General features: G+C 47.8%; 16 protein-coding genes. All 16 read left to right on the top strand.

The genetic code is table 11. The features are described 5' to 3' along the window. Positions 1 to 27 precede the first annotated feature (27 nt). Positions 28 to 1026 (top strand): porphobilinogen synthase, encoded by a 999-nt coding sequence (hemB, locus tag ACUC6J_RS18750; RefSeq protein ID WP_017427414.1) that lies wholly within the window; start codon positions 28 to 30, stop codon positions 1024 to 1026. Positions 1027 to 1057: 31 nt separating this feature from the next. Then, entirely contained in the window at positions 1058 to 2362 is a 1305-nt protein-coding gene (gene hemL / locus ACUC6J_RS18745; RefSeq protein ID WP_025365649.1) for a glutamate-1-semialdehyde 2,1-aminomutase, read from the top strand. Beyond that, complete coding sequence (locus ACUC6J_RS18740) at positions 2359 to 3270, top strand: RluA family pseudouridine synthase (RefSeq protein WP_019688413.1); 912 nt, start codon at positions 2359 to 2361, stop codon at positions 3268 to 3270. Before hemL ends, ACUC6J_RS18740 begins: the two co-directional genes overlap by 4 nt. A 125-nt stretch (positions 3271 to 3395) precedes the next feature. Continuing rightward, positions 3396 to 4727, top strand: coding sequence for a LysM peptidoglycan-binding domain-containing protein (locus ACUC6J_RS18735; RefSeq protein WP_447249265.1), 1332 nt, complete (start codon positions 3396 to 3398; stop codon positions 4725 to 4727). A gap of 434 nt (positions 4728 to 5161) precedes the next feature. After that, entirely contained in the window at positions 5162 to 7828 is a 2667-nt protein-coding gene (locus tag ACUC6J_RS18730) for a valine--tRNA ligase (RefSeq protein ID WP_193191203.1), read from the top strand. A 36-nt stretch (positions 7829 to 7864) separates the two neighbouring features. Next, on the top strand, positions 7865 to 9241 hold the full coding sequence (locus tag ACUC6J_RS18725) for a bifunctional folylpolyglutamate synthase/dihydrofolate synthase (protein ID WP_016818421.1): 1377 nt from the start codon (positions 7865 to 7867) through the stop codon (positions 9239 to 9241). A gap of 6 nt (positions 9242 to 9247) precedes the next feature. Continuing rightward, positions 9248 to 10621: a UDP-N-acetylmuramate--L-alanine ligase gene (gene murC / locus ACUC6J_RS18720; protein ID WP_447250307.1), complete on the top strand. Its 1374-nt coding sequence runs from the start codon at positions 9248 to 9250 to the stop codon at positions 10619 to 10621. A 172-nt stretch (positions 10622 to 10793) separates the two neighbouring features. After that, complete coding sequence (locus ACUC6J_RS18715; protein WP_017427419.1) at positions 10794 to 12071, top strand: SPOR domain-containing protein; 1278 nt, start codon at positions 10794 to 10796, stop codon at positions 12069 to 12071. 121 nt (positions 12072 to 12192) lie between these two features. Then, positions 12193 to 12435 (top strand): DUF4321 domain-containing protein, encoded by a 243-nt coding sequence (locus ACUC6J_RS18710; RefSeq protein WP_013372674.1) that lies wholly within the window; start codon positions 12193 to 12195, stop codon positions 12433 to 12435. A 22-nt stretch (positions 12436 to 12457) separates the two neighbouring features. Beyond that, entirely contained in the window at positions 12458 to 13066 is a 609-nt protein-coding gene (locus ACUC6J_RS18705; protein ID WP_102998278.1) for a Maf family protein, read from the top strand. A 14-nt stretch (positions 13067 to 13080) separates the two neighbouring features. After that, positions 13081 to 13773: a RadC family protein gene (gene radC / locus ACUC6J_RS18700; RefSeq protein WP_017427420.1), complete on the top strand. Its 693-nt coding sequence runs from the start codon at positions 13081 to 13083 to the stop codon at positions 13771 to 13773. A gap of 106 nt (positions 13774 to 13879) precedes the next feature. Next, complete coding sequence (locus tag ACUC6J_RS18695) at positions 13880 to 14914, top strand: rod shape-determining protein (RefSeq protein ID WP_013311600.1); 1035 nt, start codon at positions 13880 to 13882, stop codon at positions 14912 to 14914. A gap of 55 nt (positions 14915 to 14969) precedes the next feature. Continuing rightward, positions 14970 to 15791: a rod shape-determining protein MreC gene (gene mreC, locus ACUC6J_RS18690; protein ID WP_016818427.1), complete on the top strand. Its 822-nt coding sequence runs from the start codon at positions 14970 to 14972 to the stop codon at positions 15789 to 15791. Next, on the top strand, positions 15791 to 16321 hold the full coding sequence (gene mreD / locus ACUC6J_RS18685) for a rod shape-determining protein MreD (RefSeq protein ID WP_013372670.1): 531 nt from the start codon (positions 15791 to 15793) through the stop codon (positions 16319 to 16321). Before mreC ends, mreD begins: the two co-directional genes overlap by 1 nt. 82 nt (positions 16322 to 16403) lie before the next feature. After that, positions 16404 to 17066 (top strand): septum site-determining protein MinC, encoded by a 663-nt coding sequence (gene minC, locus ACUC6J_RS18680; RefSeq protein WP_017427422.1) that lies wholly within the window; start codon positions 16404 to 16406, stop codon positions 17064 to 17066. A gap of 3 nt (positions 17067 to 17069) precedes the next feature. Next, positions 17070 to 17867 (top strand): septum site-determining protein MinD, encoded by a 798-nt coding sequence (gene minD / locus ACUC6J_RS18675; RefSeq protein WP_013372668.1) that lies wholly within the window; start codon positions 17070 to 17072, stop codon positions 17865 to 17867. Positions 17868 to 17972: the final 105 nt, after the last annotated feature.

Here is a 17972-nt window from a genome sequence, read left to right as displayed (position 1 = left end):
TGTATAAAAAAATGGAGGTTTGTAATTATGAGTGTCCCTTTTACCAGACATCGTCGTTTGCGTCAGTCAGCTGCCATCCGCAGCATGGTGCGTGAAACGGTTTTGAATCCGTCTGATTTCATCCAACCGATCTACGTAACATTTGGTACTGGAGTGAAACAGGAGATTAGCTCCATGCCAGGTGTATACCGTTTTTCTCTGGATCGGCTGGAGGAAGAACTGAAAGAAATTAGTGAGCTTGGCATTCCTGCTGTGCTCCTGTTTGGCATACCAGAAACCAAAGACAGTGTAGGGACTTCAGCTTTTGTGGACAACGGTATTGTTCAGGAAGCTACTCGTTTGATCAAATCGCGTTATCCCGAACTGCTGGTCGTGGCAGATACTTGTTTGTGTGAGTTTACGGACCATGGACACTGCGGTATGGTACACATGCATGAGCATGATGGTGAAGTGTGCGGTGAAGTATTGAATGATGAATCTCTGGAGGTGCTGGTACGTACAGCCGTTTCTCAGGCCAGAGCCGGTGCAGATATTATCGCTCCTTCTAATATGATGGACGGTTTTGTACAGGCGATTCGGCAGGGACTCGATCTGGAAGGTTTTTCGCATATTCCAATTATGTCGTATTCCGTCAAATATGCGTCTGCTTTTTATGGTCCTTTCCGGGAAGCCGCTGATTCTGCGCCGCAGTTTGGTGATCGCAAATCCTATCAGATGGACCCTGCCAATGCACGTGAGGCGTTGCGGGAAGCGGAGTCTGACGTGATGGAGGGTGCAGACATGCTGATGGTGAAGCCTTCTCTTTCTTATCTGGATGTAATGCGCACCATTAAGGACCAATTTGATTTGCCTATGGTGGCTTACAATGTCAGTGGTGAATATGCAATGGTCAAAGCGGCAGCCCTCCAAGGCTGGATTGATGAAAAGGCGATGGTGCTGGAGATTCTGACAAGCATGAAGCGTGCCGGTGCAGATATGATTATTACCTATTCTGCCAAGGATGCGGCAAGATGGTTGAAGCAATAAGTGTATTTTTCAGAAGACAGGAGTGATTAGAATGATCGACGAACAACGAACGGTACGCAAGGATACGCGTTCCAAAGCAGCCTTTGATGAGGCAAAACAATATATTCCGGGTGGCGTAAACAGTCCGGTTCGAGCTTTTAAATCCGTGGGTATAACACCGGTATATATTGATCGTGGGGAAGGATCACGTGTATATGATATCGACGGTCAATCCTATATAGACTATGTATGTTCGTGGGGACCGCTTATTATGGGTCATGCGCACCCTGAAGTGGTTAAAGCCTTACAGGCTGCTGTTGTAAAAGGAACCAGCTTCGGAGCCCCAACGCTTGCGGAAACGGAAATGGCCAAGCTCGTATGTGAGCGTGTTCCTTCCATGGACATTGTTCGAATGGTCAACTCGGGAACCGAGGCAACAATGAGTGCGATCCGACTCGCGCGTGGATTTACGAAACGCAGTAAAATTCTTAAATTTGAAGGTTCTTATCACGGTCATGCAGACAGCTTGCTGATTAAAGCGGGCTCTGGTGTTGCGACCCTAGGTCTACCTGATAGTCCGGGTGTACCTGAAGTCGTGGCCACACATACAATCACTGTCCCTTATAATGATTTGGCGTCGGTGAAGCTGGCTTTTGAGAAATTTGGCGAAGAGATTGCTGCGATTATTGTCGAGCCAGTAGCCGGCAATATGGGTGTTGTACCGCCACAGCCTGGATTTTTGGAAGGTTTGCGTGAGGTAACCCGACAGTACGGAAGTCTGCTGATTTTTGATGAAGTGATGACTGGATTCCGGGTAGGACTTCATTCTGCTCAAGGGCGCTTTGGTGTGACGCCTGATCTTACGTGTCTGGGCAAAGTGATTGGTGGTGGCCTACCTGTAGGTGCATATGGCGGCCGTCGCGACATTCTAGAGCAAATTGCACCATCTGGCCCGATCTATCAAGCGGGTACGCTGAGCGGAAATCCGCTGGCTATGGCAGCAGGTTATTCGACGCTAAAATTGCTGACACCGGAAGTATATGATCGTCTGGAAGAGCGGGCAGCACGGCTTCAAGCCGGATTCGAACGTAACGCGCGAGAGCTGGGGATTCCTGTCACGATTAACCGTGTCGGTTCTATGGTGTGTCCGTTCTTCACAGACGAGAAGGTTGTCAATTTTGACACTGCTAAAACGAGTAATCAGGACCACTTCCGCCGTTACTTTACTGAAATGGTCAATGAGGGCGTTAGTGTAGCTCCATCTCAATTTGAGGGCATGTTCGTATCAGGTGTGCATACAGTTGAGGATATTGATGCGACCATTGAAGCGAACTATCGCGCGCTCAAACGTCTATGAGTTGGAAAGGCAGCTGGAAAAGAAGAGGACCGTGGCTGGAAGTCACACCAGGGCGAGAAATTGCAACTGATGAAAATCGCGCTGAAGCTGTGGACCGCTGGTTGCTGAACCGTCTGGGATTACCGGACAAGCTGTGGCGCAGGCTACGGCATGAAAAAGGGATTGAACTTACAGGGGACCGGCTACGGCTGGCCCTTTTTCCTGTAGTGGACCTCGGCGTCATCCCACGTTGGTATGATTTGAAGATACTATACGAGGATGATTTTTGCTTGGTTGTACACAAACCAGCGGGGATGGCGGTCCATCCAGACGGTGGTGTAAAGGATGGTCCGCTAACATTGGATCATGCTGTCGCATCCTACTATGAAATCAACGACATTCATACAGCAGTACGGCATGTACATCGTCTGGATGTGGACACGACAGGCCCGGTGCTATATGCCAAAAATGAATTTTCGTTGCTCAAGCTGGACGAACAAATGCGAGCTAAAGACATCGGTCGTCGCTATGTAGCTTTGGTACGAGGGAAAGTACCTCCATCGCTGCGGACGTTGGATTGGCCGATTGGCAAGGATAGGCATCATAAACAGCGCCGCCGTGTATCCCCAACTGGACAGAAGGCGGTTACCCATGTGGAAGTTGGTGAAGTATGGGGGAGTGGTCCGAATGCGGTCAGTCTCGTGTATCTGACGCTGGAGACAGGTCGGACGCACCAGATACGCGTACATCTTAGTCATGCTGGCTATCCTTTGCTTGGGGACGTATTATACGGCGGTCGTGCTGCTGATTTTGGCAGACAGGCCCTTCACGGAGAGAGCCTCACCTTCTGTCATCCGCTGAGCGGCGAAACGATTATCGTCGAGGATGCTTGGCCGGATGATTTTCAAAAGCTGCACAAACAGCTATAAAAGATGGCATGCCTTCTATTTTGGCGCATATACTTGAACCTAGAAACGGTTTGCAATATGGAGTTTCCGTGCGCCTGACACGAGTCAGAGGATGTGCGGAGGCTGCCCAAAGGAGGATGCCATCCTTGAATAAACAACAGAATGATCAGCCGCAAGGCTTGCGTTTTGATATCTATGAACGCATTCATTTGACGGAGGAAGCTGCCGGGATTGCCGAGTTGGAGGAAATTGAGCTTCTGCCACGCATTCAGGTTGTAACCCACGGCGACCATGCCGCTTTGCGAGGGCATTTGCTGCTGGAGGGCGTGTACCGCACACCTGAACAGATGACGAGCGAGCTTCATCATTTGATCCCTGTGGAAATTACCATTCCGCTTAACCGGGTAGGAAGATTGGAAGATATCTCAGTGGAAATTGAAAATTTTGATGTGGACCTGCTCTCTTTACGTAGTCTAAACATTACAGGGGTGCTTTCTTTGCATGGGGTGGAAAGCTCGCATGCAGAGGAGACGGCGGTTTGGCTGGATGAGGAATTTACTGTGGTGCATGCACCTGAACATCCGGCTCCATCTCTTTACGGCGCTGGAGAGCATCGTCACGAAGAGGTTTATTCTACCCAAGACTCGGTATACAACAACATTTCAGACCCGGAAACTTCATACAAAGTACCAGCACAACAAGAGTCAGCTTACTGGGAACAGTCGTCAGAGGATCAAGGGGAACAGAAGCCATCATTGGAGCATCAAGCTTATGATCCGATAGTAGATCCGAACCGATATTATGAGCCGTGGACGGGAAAAGTAGTTGAAGACAGCTCTTCCGAAGTTAAGCATGAGCAAGAGGCGTCGGAAGTGTGGGCATTTCAGCAAGAGGAAGCAGAGACGGAAGGGAACGAGCCCAAAGTATCCTCTGCATCTCCTAATGTAGCATACGACCCTTTGCTGTCAGAGCCACATTCTGCCACAGAGTCGGAGATTTATCTGGAGCCGCAGTTGGAAGCAAGTCAGGGGAATGACTTTGACTTCAGGCCTGAAGCGTCAGAACAGGTAAACCATGAAGTTCAGGATACCTTTACTGAGGAAAAGCCAGAGATGCGCGTGGCGCTTAACAGTAAAAAGAATGAAGGAGCAGACGAGCCGGACCAGGTTGTCTACTCATCATTGCTTCAATCCAGCCGTTCGGTGAAGGAAGCCGAACACCAGCAGCAGCTGGAACATGAACCGCAAGGTCAGGATCAGAAAGCCGAGGAAGAGCGTGAGGATGCCAAGTGGAAAAATCTTTTTTTCCATACACAGGATGAAACGCCTTTCCGCAAGGTGCGGTTATGCATTGTACAGCGCGAGGATACACTGGAAACGATAGCAGACCGTTATCAGCTCAGCACACGGGAGCTTCAATTGTATAATAGATTGGCAGAGCATCATGTAGAAGAAGGGCAGGTATTGTACATCCCTTGATTCGGTTGCTGAAACATGCGACGAAGTGCTGACTATCGTCAATGAGAAATGGGTGTTGACTATAGTCAATGGGAAATGTATGATGTGGTATAGTTATTGAAAGACTGAGATCGGGAAGAGTAGGCAGCAAGCCCTTCAGAGAGTGGAATTGCAGCGCTGTGAGGTTCCGCAGGAAGCTACTGGCCGAAGTCACCCGGGAGTCGCCTGTTTGAACGGTTCCTCATTTCATTCCTTCGGAAGGTAAGAGGTTCACGGTAGAATAAGGCCGGTCCGCAACCGTTATCTGCATAAAGTGTCACACCATGTGTAATGGATCAGTGGATACATACACTAGGGGTGAAACAAAGGTGGTACCGCGAGAGAACAGCCTTTCGTCCTTTGAGGATGAAGGGCTTTTTTTATTTGCCAATTGAAAATCATGGAGGTATCCTGATATGTCAGAACAAGACAACAAGACAACCTTGGAAATGCCAACAACGTACGATCCCAAATCAGCAGAACAAAAATGGTACAAAACGTGGATGGAGAAGGGCTATTTCCGCGCCGGGCAACATCCAGAGGCAGAGCCTTTTACTATCGTTATTCCACCACCGAATGTTACGGGTATGTTGCATATTGGACATGCTCTTGACTTTACTTTGCAGGATATTATTATCCGCGCCAAGCGGATGCAGGGTTATGATGCCTTGTGGCTGCCAGGGGCAGACCATGCAGGTATTGCTACTCAAACAAAAGTAGAGCAGAAGCTACGTGAAGAAGGTTTGACTCGCTATGATTTGGGCCGTGAGAAGTTTTTGGAGAAAGTGTGGGAGTGGAAAGATCTTTATCTGGACAATATCCACAATCAATGGGAGAAAATGGGTTTTTCTCTCGATTATTCTCGTGAACGTTTTACATTGGATGAGGGACTGTCCAAAGCGGTACGCGAAGTATTCGTTAAACTGTACAAAAAGGGTCTGATTTATCGCGGTAAACGCATCATTAATTGGGACCCTGCTGCACGTACCGCATTGTCGGATATTGAGGTGGAATACAAAGAGGTGAACGGAAATCTGTACCACCTGCAATACCCTCTGAAAGACGGTAGCGGATTTATTACTGTAGCCACTACACGCCCTGAAACGATGCTGGGCGATACGGCTGTAGCTGTACATCCAGAAGATGAACGCTATAAGCAAATGATCGGCAAAACGCTTGTGCTTCCAATCATCGGGCGTGAAATTCCGGTCATTGCGGATGACTATGTAGATAAAGATTTCGGTAGCGGCGCGGTTAAAATCACACCGGCTCACGATCCGAATGACTTTGAAATGGGTCAACGTCACCAGTTGCCTCAAATTACGGTGATGGACGAGACGGGAACGATGAATGCTGAAGCAGGCAAATATCAGGGACTGGATCGCAGCGATTGCCGTAAGCAAATCGTCGCTGATTTGAAAGAGCAGGGTGTACTGATTCGTATTGAAGAGCATGTACACCAAGTAGGTCATAGTGAGCGTTCTGGCGTAGTTGTAGAACCTTATCTGTCGACGCAATGGTTCGTGGAAATGAAGCCTCTGGCAGCTAAGGCGATTGAAGCACAGAAGGCTGGCAACGGTGTAAACTTTGTACCGGATCGCTTTGAGCGTACTTATCTGCATTGGATTGAAAATGTGCGGGATTGGTGTATTTCCCGTCAATTATGGTGGGGACACCGTATTCCGGCTTGGTATGATGAGGAAACCGGAGAAGTTATTGTATCGGCGGAGGACCCTACCACTTTGCCTGAATATGCCGGTAGAAAACTCAAACAGGATGAGGATGTACTCGATACTTGGTTCAGCTCTGCTTTATGGCCGTTTTCGACCCTAGGTTGGCCTGAGCAGACAGAGGATCTCAAACGCTATTATCCGACGAATGTTCTGGTGACAGGCTATGACATTATTTATTTCTGGGTATCGCGTATGATCTTTACCGCGCTGGAGTTCACGGAAGAGATTCCGTTCAAGGATGTACTTATGCACGGTTTGGTTCGTGACGCGGAAGGAAGAAAAATGTCCAAATCCCTGGGCAATGGTGTTGATCCGCTCGACGTGATCGACCAATATGGTACCGATGCAATGCGTTATATGATCTCCACCAGCAGCACACCTGGACAAGATCTTCGTTTCCGCTGGGAACGTGTGGAGCAGGCGCGTAACTTTGCCAATAAAATCTGGAATGCATCACGCTTTGCGCTGATGAATCTGGAAGGCGTCACTGCGGCAGATATAGACATTGCTGGTGACTTGAGCACCGTTGACCGTTGGATTCTGCACCGTCTAAACGAAACTTCACGCGACATCACGCGTCTAATAGATGCTTATGAATTTGGCGAGACAGGCCGCCTTCTGTATAACTTTATTTGGGATGATTTGTGCGACTGGTACATTGAGTTTGCGAAGCTTTCCCTATATGGCGATAATGCAGAGGCGAAAAAGAAAACACAATCGGTACTTGCATACGTTTTGGATCGGACACTGCGCATGATTCATCCGTTCATGCCGTTTATCTCCGAGGAAATATGGCAGCACCTTCCGCATGAGGGAGAAACGATCACACTGGCCGCTTGGCCTGCTTACGATCCTGCTTTCGAGGATAAGGACGCGGTCGCTGAAATGAATTTGCTGATCGACGTGATTCGTGCTGTGCGCAATATCCGCGCTGAAGTCAACGTGCCGATGAGTAAAAAAATTGAATTGCTCATAAAACCCGGCGATCAAGCCGTTCTTGATATCATTAACCGCAATGGAGAGTATGTACGTCGATTCTGTAACACGTCTGAATTCGACGCAGGCTTAGAGTTCACCGCTCCAGATAAAGCCATGACATCTATTGTTAGCGGCGCAGAGCTATACCTGCCGTTAGCCGGACTGCTAGATATTGCCCAGGAAATTAGCAGACTTGAAAAAGAACTTCAGCATTTGAACAGTGAAGTGGAGCGCGTGGAGAAAAAACTCTCCAACCAAGGCTTTGTGGCGAAGGCACCAGCCAAAGTCATCGAGGAAGAGAAGGCCAAGCAAGCCGATTACTCAGATAAGCGCGCTAAAGTTATCGCACGTATTGAAGAACTCAAGGGATAATTTCACTCACAATAAAATGACCTGAAGGTGAAGAGGATGTCAGATACGATCAGGGGCGGCGACATAGCCCCTTTACAAAGTTATGATGAAGCAGTGGAATGGATTAATGGGTTGATTCCGTTTGGCATTAGACCCGGACTGGAACGAATCGAACAGCTGATGAGTAGGCTGGGTGATCCGCAACGACATCTGAAATTTATTCATATTGCAGGAACCAACGGTAAGGGCTCGACTTGTGCCTTTCTAACCTCTGTGCTTCTGAAATGTGGATACGATGTTGGGACCTTTACTTCTCCGTACATCACCCGATTTACGAACCGTTTTCAATTCAACGGGACCGATATTCCAGATGAAACGCTGGTTTCACTGGCCAATCGCTTGTATCCGTTGGTGAAAGAAATCGCAGATAGTGAGTTGGGATCACCTACGATGTTTGAGGTGTCCACAGCGTTGGCTATTTTGTACTATGCTACGGTAGCTTTTCCAGATGTTGTGGTATGGGAGACAGGCCTCGGGGGAAGGATGGATGTAACTAATATCGTGAGTCCTATCGTTTCGGTCATTACGAATGTCGGCTATGACCATACGGACATTTTGGGAGATACACTGGAACAGATTGCAAGAGAAAAGGCTGGGATCATCAAGCCGGGCGTACCTGTCGTCAGTTGTGTTTCCCAGCCCGAGGCTATTCAGGTCATACGTGAAACGGCGGCCAAGCAAGGAGCTACCTTGTACCTGGCAGGGGAACAATTTACGTATGAACGGTTAAACGGGAATGAAACAGGTCAGACCTTTTCATTCGCCGGACCCTTCCGACATATGGAAATCGACATCACGTTGTTAGGTGAGCATCAATGTTCTAATGCGGCAGGAGCTCTGATGGCACTTGAAGTCCTACGTCAGTATATGGCTTTTGTGTTGGATGATGAGGATCTGCTGGAGGGATTTAGGCAAGCTGCCTGGGCAGGGCGTCTCGAACAAGTCAGTACCTCGCCGAGAATTGTCCTTGATGGGGCTCATAATCCAGAAGGGGCGCAAACGCTGGCCAAGAGTCTCCCACAAGTGTATTCGTACAAAAAATTGGTTTTAATGATGGGGATGCTATCAAACAAGCATCATGAGGCATACTTGCAGCATATACTGCCACTAGTGGATACGCTTATCCTGACCGAGCCCGATTTTCGCCGCAAAATGAATGCCGCTGATTTGGCTCATCTCGTGGAGAAGCTGCGGCCGTCTTATGCCAAAACGGATTTAAAAATTATTGTAGAAGGTGACTGGAAAAAGGCTTTAAACCTGCTTCAGTCACATACGGAAGCGGAAGATCTGGGGGTGGTGTCCGGCACGCTGTATCTTATTGCGGATGTACGGGCTACCCTTATGTATCAAACCGATTCGGAAAAAGGTTGGTGAAATTTGTTGATTACTTCGGAACATGTTCATTTTATCGGTATCGGCGGCTACGGGATGAGCGCGATTGCTCGGGTCATGCTGGAGATGGGATATACCGTGACTGGCTCAGATGTGGCATCACAGGAGCTGACAGAAAAACTGGCGGCAAAAGGCGCAAAAATATATATTGGACACACGCCTGAACATATTGCGGGCGCAGATATCGTCGTCTATTCAACAGCATTGTCACGTGACAATGTAGAGCGGGTGGCAGCAGAAGAATTGAATATTCCAACACTGCACCGTTCGCAGATGCTGGCTCGCTTGCTTAACGAACGTAAGGGTATAGCGGTTGCGGGTGCGCACGGGAAAACGACAACCTCTTCTATGATCGCTCTGGTTATGGAGAGATGTAACGTTGACCCAACGTATATTATCGGCGGCGAAATCACGAATTTGGGGACGAACGCCAAAGCGGGGAAAAGCGAGTTTGTCGTTGCCGAGGCGGATGAGAGCGATGGTTCTTTCCTACAATATCATCCTTGGCAGGGGATCGTAACCAATATTGAAGCAGATCATTTGGAAAATTACGATGGGGACTTCAATCGCCTGAAAAGTGCTTACGTGCAATTCTTGAGCCAAATTCGGCCGGATGGAGCAGCTATTGTATGCGCAGATGATCAGAACATCCGAGAGATGCTGCCTCAGCTCCAAACTCGGGTCATTACTTATGGGGTAGAGCATGAAGCGGATTACATGGCGACAGATATCCAACTAGGTGACCGCCGATTAAGCTTTACGATGAGCCGTAAGGGAACAGCACTCGGAACGATTGAATTGTCTGTACCTGGTAAACATAACATGTATAATGCGATGGCTACCGTGATTTCATGTCTGGAAGCAGGGATTCCATTTGATCAAATTGCTGCAACTATTGTGGAATTTCATGGAGCGAAACGTCGTTTTCAAGTGCTAGGTGAAGGCAATGACATTTTGATTATTGATGATTATGCGCATCACCCAACAGAGATTGAGGCTACGATCAGTGCAGCGAGAGCAACTGGCAAGCGTATTATTGCCGTGTTCCAGCCACAACGCTACAGTCGTACCTTTTTCCTGCTGGATGCGTTCAGCCGTGCGTTTAGCGAGGCTGGTGAAGTGATCATTACCGATATTTATTCACCAGCGGGAGAAAAACAGATTGAAGGTGTGCATTCTTCCAAACTGGTGGATTTAATCGTCCAAAACAGCAATGCGAATGCAATCTATTTACCAACCAAAGAAGCTGTGATCGAAGAGCTGAAAGATCGGTTACAACCAGGCGATCTTGTGCTGACAATGGGAGCAGGAGATATCTGGAAAGCTGGCGACGCGTTAGCACGCCATCTTCGCGGGCAATAAGTGTAATACGTATGAACATGGGCTGTTACGCCAATGTATTATAGCTTTGAAGGGTATTCCGAACACGAAGGTGTTTCGGGATACCCTTTTTTTGTAAAGCTGAGGCATATTTTCTCAGCTTGACTCATACAACAGACTATGAGGAAGTATGGGACAAGGAGGGAGTGCATCCATGAACAAGGCCAAGATGACATTCCGGTTCGATCAACAGTTGCCGGAAACAAGCCGGGAGGATAAGCTACAGGTGCTTCCGAACCAAAATGAGTCATTTACGAACGGACAGCGTGACACGATCAGAGATACGGAGTTATATCACGATGATGAGCTTTATCAAACGGATAACCAGCATAAAGGTATGGAACGGACTAGCAGTATGGAGAAACATACTCGAACTACACAACATTCAGAGCTTGGTAAGCCTGTGGAGACGAACAAACGCACTGCAACTCGGCGCTTTACTCCAACATTGAGGGTACAAGAGGGATGGGACGACCCTTTTGGTCGTTCGGCAGCTTCCTGGTCAGATGCGGACATTCTACCGGAAAGTCCGGAAGAGGACGATGTTGAGGTTGAGGAAACCTATTATTCCGGTCAAGAGTATAGAAAGCGTCCACCTCACCCTTCCAGATGGAGATTAATCGGTTCTGTAGCCAGCGCGTTGGTGACTGGAGGCATGTTCGGATATATTTTGTTGTTACTGTTTAACGGAGGCGGTATGGTCCCGGGATCTGATCCTTCTGCTGATGAGGCTGTGCCTGTTTTTAAAGAATCTGTTGATGTCGATAACACGTATGCAAAAGAGAATGCTGCCCCTGTCGCCGTCGTAGCAACTCAAGTGCCTCCACAAACCTATTATTTGCTGCAATATGGGGTTTTCAGCACTCCAGAGCGGGCTTTACAGGCAAAGGAAGAACTGTTGAAGGCAGGCATTGCAGCAGGAGGGGATAGCGAGGATCAAAACCGGGTATATGCAGGAATATCGTCGGATAGGGAGCAAGCCAAGTTGCTCAGTAATCAATTGAAGACACAAGGAGTGGAATTGTATGTCCGCGAGCTCGAATTACCTGGATTCGAAAAAGCGGCTTACGGAGGTAATGGTGATAAACTCACTACCTTTTTTCAGTTAAGCAACTCATTAGTGGGGAAGCTGAGCGGACTTTCTTCAAATTTGCTCAGAGAAGAAGGCTCAAATGCGGTGTCAGCCTCCGACATGAGCGAGCTGAACGACCTGCATCAGCAGTGGACACAAAATGTCGCTGCACTTCCCACTGGTCTTCCGAAGGAAGCGGCTGCCACCGCTACCTCGCTTGAAAAGGCGATGAACAGCGCAGTCTCTGCACTTGGAGAATATAACAAGAATACAGCCAAGGAACACATTTGGGAGATTCAGTCCTCCATGATGGAATATGTTTTGCGTGAGAAGGAATTTATTCAATTCATAAAACAGTAGACTAACCATACTTTCCGGCAAGGAACTGGAAATAGTTCCCCATGCCGGATTTCTGTTTGTATTGCAGTACAAATCACCGTATAATAATGAAGGTGTCAAAAAATGGCGAGGGAAGATCAGGATGAAAAAAAATGTAGGAATGCTTATACTGTTTTTGTTGCTCGGTTGGCTTTTGGGTGCCTGGATTGCTAAGGCCCTTCAATCGGTCAAAGTCCTTTCCTTTCTGACCCACCCCACTACGATATCCTGGTCACCGAGAGCGGATCTGGATATTATCAGCTACAACATAACGATAAATTTTGAATTGAGCCTGCTTAGTCTGATCGGCATCATCGCCGCATTCTGGCTGTACCGCAGGCTCTAACTGATGAAAAGGAGCTTCCCTTATGGACGGGAAAATTACGCCCCGCATTATTCTGGCATCGACTTCACCAAGAAGGAAGGAATTACTCGCATATTTGAGACTCCCCTTTGAGGTGGTGCCGAGTCATGCGGATGAAAGCACGCCTGAGAGCTGGACGCCTCAGCAAATCGTGGAGACCCTTGCGGCCCGCAAAGCCGAAGCGGTCGTGCGCACTGCCGCACAGTCCCAGGAAGCTGGATTGGTGATTGGCAGTGATACGATTGTCGTGCTGGAGGATTCGGTATTGGGCAAGCCTGCCGACCATGCGGACGCGGTTCGCATGTTGACTGCATTGCAGGGAAGAACACACCGTGTGTACACCGGGGTAGCCTGCATACATACCGGAACCGGCAAGATGCTTGTTAGACATCGCCAAACGGATGTCACAATGAAGCCTTTGAGCCAAGAACAAATTGTGGCATACGTAAATACTGGTGAACCGTCTGACAAAGCAGGATCGTATGGCATTCAAGGCATGGGTGCTACGTTGGTGGAATCTATTCAGGGTTGTTATTTTAACGTCGTAGGATTGCCGCTTTCTTTGCTGTCGGACATGCTGTCCGATTTTGGAGTAAATGTGCTGCGTCCATAAAAGGGGATAAACATATGCTGGAGTCGCCAATACTGATGCTTCGCGACCTCCCCCATGAAGAACGACCAAGAGAGCGCATGATGACATATGGGGCGGATGCCTTGAGCAACGCGGAGTTGCTAGCAATACTACTGCGTACAGGAACACAAAGAGAATCATCTGTGCATTTAGCGCAGCGTATTTTGCAGCAGGCAGGGAATCTGCGTCAACTGGTGGATATGAGTCTGAGCGAGTTGACCCAGATTAAGGGTATTGGAAATGCTAAAGCGATACAGCTAAAAGCGGGTATCGAACTCGGGCGTCGATTGGCATTGTCACGCCACTTGGAGACCCCGGTGATTAGTTGCCCGCGGGATGTGGCAGATCTGCTGTTCGAGCAGCTTCGTTATTTGCAGAAAGAGCATTTTGTTTGCCTGTTTCTAAATACCAAAAACCATGTCATTGCTCAGGAAACGCTATCTATGGGCAGCCTGAATTCCGCCATCGTGCATCCTCGTGAAGTATTCCGGGCTGCAATCAAGTGCAGCAGTGCTTCGATTATTTGCGCTCATAACCATCCGAGCGGTGATCCGAAGCCAAGCCCGGAAGATATCCAGTTGACCCGCCGCTTGATGGAAGCGGGCAACATCGTGGGTATCGACGTGCTTGATCATATTGTGATCGGGGACGGGACCTTTGTAAGTTTGAAGGAACAAGGTCTGATATAATATAATATTTAAATCAAACATTTAAACACGACCGGATAAACCGGCCTGAATAAACCGTTTATACAGGGATAACAGATTTCAGGGAAGAGAAAAGGAGATTAACATCATGCTGGGTGGCTTTACAAAAGATTTGGGAATTGACTTGGGGACGGCAAACACGCTTGTATACGTAAGAGGTAAGGGAATCGTGGTTCGTGAACCATCTGTAGTCGCATTGCGTACAGATACAAAAACCATTGAGGCTGTTGGGGAATCTGCGAAAAAAATGATCGGTCGCACACCGGGAAATATCCGTGCAATTCGTCCAATGAAGGATGGAGTCATTGCCGATTTTGATACGACTGCAACGATGATTAAATATTTCATCCGTCAGGCGCAAGCACAACGTTCATTGTTTCCACGCCATCCGAACGTGATGGTTTGCGTGCCTTCGGGCATTACTGCAGTGGAACAGCGTGCTGTTGAAGATGCGACCAAGCAAGCAGGCGCAAGAGAGGCGTACACGATTGAAGAGCCGTTTGCAGCGGCAATTGGCGCTGATCTGCCGGTATGGGAGCCTACGGGCAGTATGGTTGTCGATATCGGTGGAGGTACAACCGAAGTTGCGGTCATTTCCTTGGGAGGGATCGTAACAAGTCGTTCTGTACGAGTGGCTGGCGATGAAATGGACGAGTCTATTATTCAATACGTGAAACGTCAATACAACCTGATGATTGGTGAACGGACTTCTGAGCAGTTGAAAATGGAAGTTGGTTCAGCAATGCCATTAGAGCAAGTGGAAACATCGGAAATCCGCGGACGCGATCTGGTTACAGGCTTGCCGAAGACAATTACGATTACCTCCGATGAAATTAGCGAAGCATTGTCAGACACCGTGAATGCGATCGTGGACGCAGTCAAAGTAACATTGGAAAAATGCCCTCCCGAGCTGGCGGCGGACATCATGGATAGAGGAATTGTACTGACTGGTGGTGGAGCACTACTGCGCAACCTGGATAAGCTGTTGGCAGGTGAGACCGGAATGCCGGTGATCGTAGCGGAAAATCCTCTGGATTGTGTGGCAATCGGTACGGGTAGAGCACTGGAAAATATCCATTTGTTCAAATCGCGCAGCAGTTCTGCCGTCCGTTCCAAACGTTGAATCGGGGGTGTAGGAACTGTTTAAGCTGTTTGGCAATAAAAGACTATTTGTTCTATTGATCGGAATCGTTCTGTTTATTGCCCTTATGGGGATTACACTTGGACAGAGAAGTTCCTTAACCTGGCCCGAGAAGTTCGCCAGAGATTCAATTGGCTTTGTGCAAGGTATCTTTTACAGGCCCGCTTCAGCAATAGCGGGCTTCTTTGAAGATATTGGCAATATGCGTAGTATTTACGAAGAAAATGAGCGGTTAAAAATAGCCGTGGCTAAGCTGACTCGTGACCAGATTCAGACTCATAATTATGTTGAGACAAATGCCAGATTGCAGAATGAACTGAAGTTCACCCAAACGCAAAAGGCGAAAAATAATTATGATTATCGTGTTGCTCAAGTGAACAGTGTTAGCAATGATTCCAAAACGCTCGTGATTGATATTGGTGAGAAGGATGGAGCCAAGGTTGGTCAGGAAGTCAGTTCACTTGAAGGATTTGTTGGAGTCATTAGCCGCACGGGGAATTTTACGTCTACCGTTACGCTGTTGACTACATTGGACCCTAAAAATCCGAATTCTTATGCTATTGCAGCGACAGTCTTGGGTAAGGAAAATCAATCGTTTGGTATGATTGAAAGCTATGATCCGGGTACGAACAGATTTCAAATGACTCGCATTGAAGAAAAAGATCCAATCGCAAAGGGTGATCAGATTATTACGTCTGGTGCAGGCGGGAAGTTCCGCAAAAACCTAATGATTGGAACGGTGGAGAAAATTCAGGTTGGAGAGTTCGGCAAAACACGGACAGCGATTATTAAACCGGCAGCCAGCTTTGTGGATTGGAAAGAACTGCTCGTCCTCTACACTCCTGAGGTACCGGAATAATGAAGATGCGCGGTCAGGTTTTGATACTGCTGCTGTTTGTCCTGTTTATAGCTGAAGGAACGATTCTTCCGTGGCTTCTCCCGGATAGTTGGCATTCAAGAATGGTCCCAAATTTTGTGTATGTCGTAATTTTGTTTGTATCTGTGTATTACAGCCGTCATACAGCGTTGGTGCTAGGTATTGTTTTTGGACTTATTCATGACGTAGTGTACTACGGGTTTATCATTGGCCCTTATTCTTTTGCAATGGGATTGTCTGCATACTTATTAGGGCTTGTGTTTACAGCTAGACGTGCACCGATGCCCATTATGATGGCGGCCGTGTTGATTGGTAGTTTCTTGCTGGATTCTATGCTCTTTGCCATTGATCAGCTGTTCCAGCTGAATCATCAGACTTTCAATTGGGCACTTGCTCAGTATATGATTCCTGATTTATTTATCCATTTTCTGTTCGCCCTCATCATTTATGTCCCTGTTCGCAAGCAATTACAGCGTTTGGGTACCCGTGTGAAAAAGGAAGAGACTGTCTAGGTCTTTTTACACACATTTTGTCCGGGTTAGCAGGGATTTGACGTCCCGGGGACGAAATGATTGAGATAGGAGGGACAGGCTAATGGCGGTGAAATCGAATCATGTCACGATTAAAGGCATCAAAGATGGCCTGGTATTCCTGCTGGACGATCAATGCGAATTTGAGGATTTGCTGGGTGAGCTGCGTTTTAAGCTGGAGCACAGTCATCAAAATATTTTAACAGGCCCGATCATTCATGTGGATATTAAGCTGGGAAGTCGGGAAGTAACGGAGGAGCAGAAGGAAAGTATTCTGGAGATTTTAAAGCAGAAGGGTAATCTGCTCATCAGGTCTGTAGAATCACCCGGATTGCCTGCGGTAGTGCAGGGCAAGCCCCCCATTCACACGGTGACAGGGATTATCCGCTCAGGACAAGTGCTTCATCACGATGGAAACTTACTCTTTTTGGGAGATGTTAACCCGGGTGGAATTATAACTTGTACCGGTGATATTTATGTCCTTGGCGCTCTGCGGGGCATGGCGCATGCAGGGATGGAGGGAAATAGTGAAGCGATTATCGCGGCCTCCTATTTTGCACCAACACAGCTGCGAATTTCCGAAATGATCAGCCGTCCACCAGATGAATGGGAGACGCGTGAATCCGGCATGGAATTTGCGTATCTCAAGGATGGCGCTATGCAAATAGACAAAATGAGCAATATTGTGCGTCTGGGCCGCGATTTTAACGTGTTCAAAGGGGTGTAGCACATGGGAGAGGCTATCGTCGTCACTTCAGGAAAAGGCGGCGTCGGCAAAACGACGACGTCAGCCAATATAGGAACAGCGCTTGCACTGCTCGGCAAAAAGGTGTGTTTGGTGGATACGGATATCGGTTTGCGTAATCTAGACGTTGTGATGGGTCTGGAAAACCGGATTATTTATGACCTTGTTGATGTAGCGGAAGGTCGTTGCCGTCTGAATCAGGCACTGGTTAAGGACAAGCGTTTTGAGGAGTTGTATATGCTGCCAGCTGCTCAAACCAAGGACAAGAGTGCTGTTACGCCGGAGCAGGTCAAGGATATTATTTTAGAGCTTAAGAAGGATTTTGAATATATATTGATCGACTGCCCTGCGGGTATTGAGCAAGGCTTTAAAAATGCCATTGCCGGTGCGGATCAGGCCATTGTTGTAACTACTCCAGAAAATGCTGCTGTACGCGATGCAGATCGGGTCATTGGTTTACTGGAAAGTTCACATGTGATATCACCTAAATTAGTGGTTAACCGCATTCGCAATAGTATGGTTAAATCCGGAGATATGTTAGATATTGATGGGATTCTACAAGTGCTTAGCATAGACCTTATTGGGATTGTACCGGATGATGAAATGGTAATTAAAGCAGCTAATACAGGAGAGCCTACTGTTATGAATCCGGATGCACAGGCAGCGATTGCCTATCGGAACATTGCGAGACGAATCTTGGGCGATACTGTGCCTCTTATGCAGCTGGACCAGAAGAAGAGCGTGATGACACGCTTTAAGAAATTTTTTGGTATGGGTGGATAAGGAAAACAGGAAGATTTCTAAGGTAAGTGTTACAGTAGCGTTCATTTGTAATACTAGACACTTAAATAAGTGGCAACTTATTTAAGTGTTTTTGGTTTGCTTTTT

It is taken from the genome of Paenibacillus sp. JJ1683, from assembly GCF_053006485.1.
The sequence above is the reverse complement of the archived record's forward strand: the minus strand, read 5'-3'. Positions and strand labels throughout refer to the sequence as shown.

Excerpts from the sequence above, each read along its gene's own strand:
- ACUC6J_RS18740 (WP_019688413.1), top strand. The coding sequence starts at position 2,359 with ATGAGTTGGAAAGGCAGCTGGAAAAGAAGAGGACCGTGGCTGGAAGTC.
- hemB (WP_017427414.1), top strand. The coding sequence starts at position 28 with ATGAGTGTCCCTTTTACCAGACATCGTCGTTTGCGTCAGTCAGCTGCC.
- ACUC6J_RS18710 (WP_013372674.1), top strand. The coding sequence starts at position 12,193 with ATGAAAAAAAATGTAGGAATGCTTATACTGTTTTTGTTGCTCGGTTGG.
- ACUC6J_RS18695 (WP_013311600.1), top strand. The coding sequence starts at position 13,880 with ATGCTGGGTGGCTTTACAAAAGATTTGGGAATTGACTTGGGGACGGCA.
- minD (WP_013372668.1), top strand. The coding sequence starts at position 17,070 with ATGGGAGAGGCTATCGTCGTCACTTCAGGAAAAGGCGGCGTCGGCAAA.
- ACUC6J_RS18705 (WP_102998278.1), top strand. The coding sequence starts at position 12,458 with ATGGACGGGAAAATTACGCCCCGCATTATTCTGGCATCGACTTCACCA.
- mreD (WP_013372670.1), top strand. The coding sequence starts at position 15,791 with ATGAAGATGCGCGGTCAGGTTTTGATACTGCTGCTGTTTGTCCTGTTT.
- radC (WP_017427420.1), top strand. The coding sequence starts at position 13,081 with ATGCTGGAGTCGCCAATACTGATGCTTCGCGACCTCCCCCATGAAGAA.
- ACUC6J_RS18730 (WP_193191203.1), top strand. The coding sequence starts at position 5,162 with ATGTCAGAACAAGACAACAAGACAACCTTGGAAATGCCAACAACGTAC.
- minC (WP_017427422.1), top strand. The coding sequence starts at position 16,404 with ATGGCGGTGAAATCGAATCATGTCACGATTAAAGGCATCAAAGATGGC.
- ACUC6J_RS18715 (WP_017427419.1), top strand. The coding sequence starts at position 10,794 with ATGAACAAGGCCAAGATGACATTCCGGTTCGATCAACAGTTGCCGGAA.
- ACUC6J_RS18725 (WP_016818421.1), top strand. The coding sequence starts at position 7,865 with ATGTCAGATACGATCAGGGGCGGCGACATAGCCCCTTTACAAAGTTAT.
- hemL (WP_025365649.1), top strand. The coding sequence starts at position 1,058 with ATGATCGACGAACAACGAACGGTACGCAAGGATACGCGTTCCAAAGCA.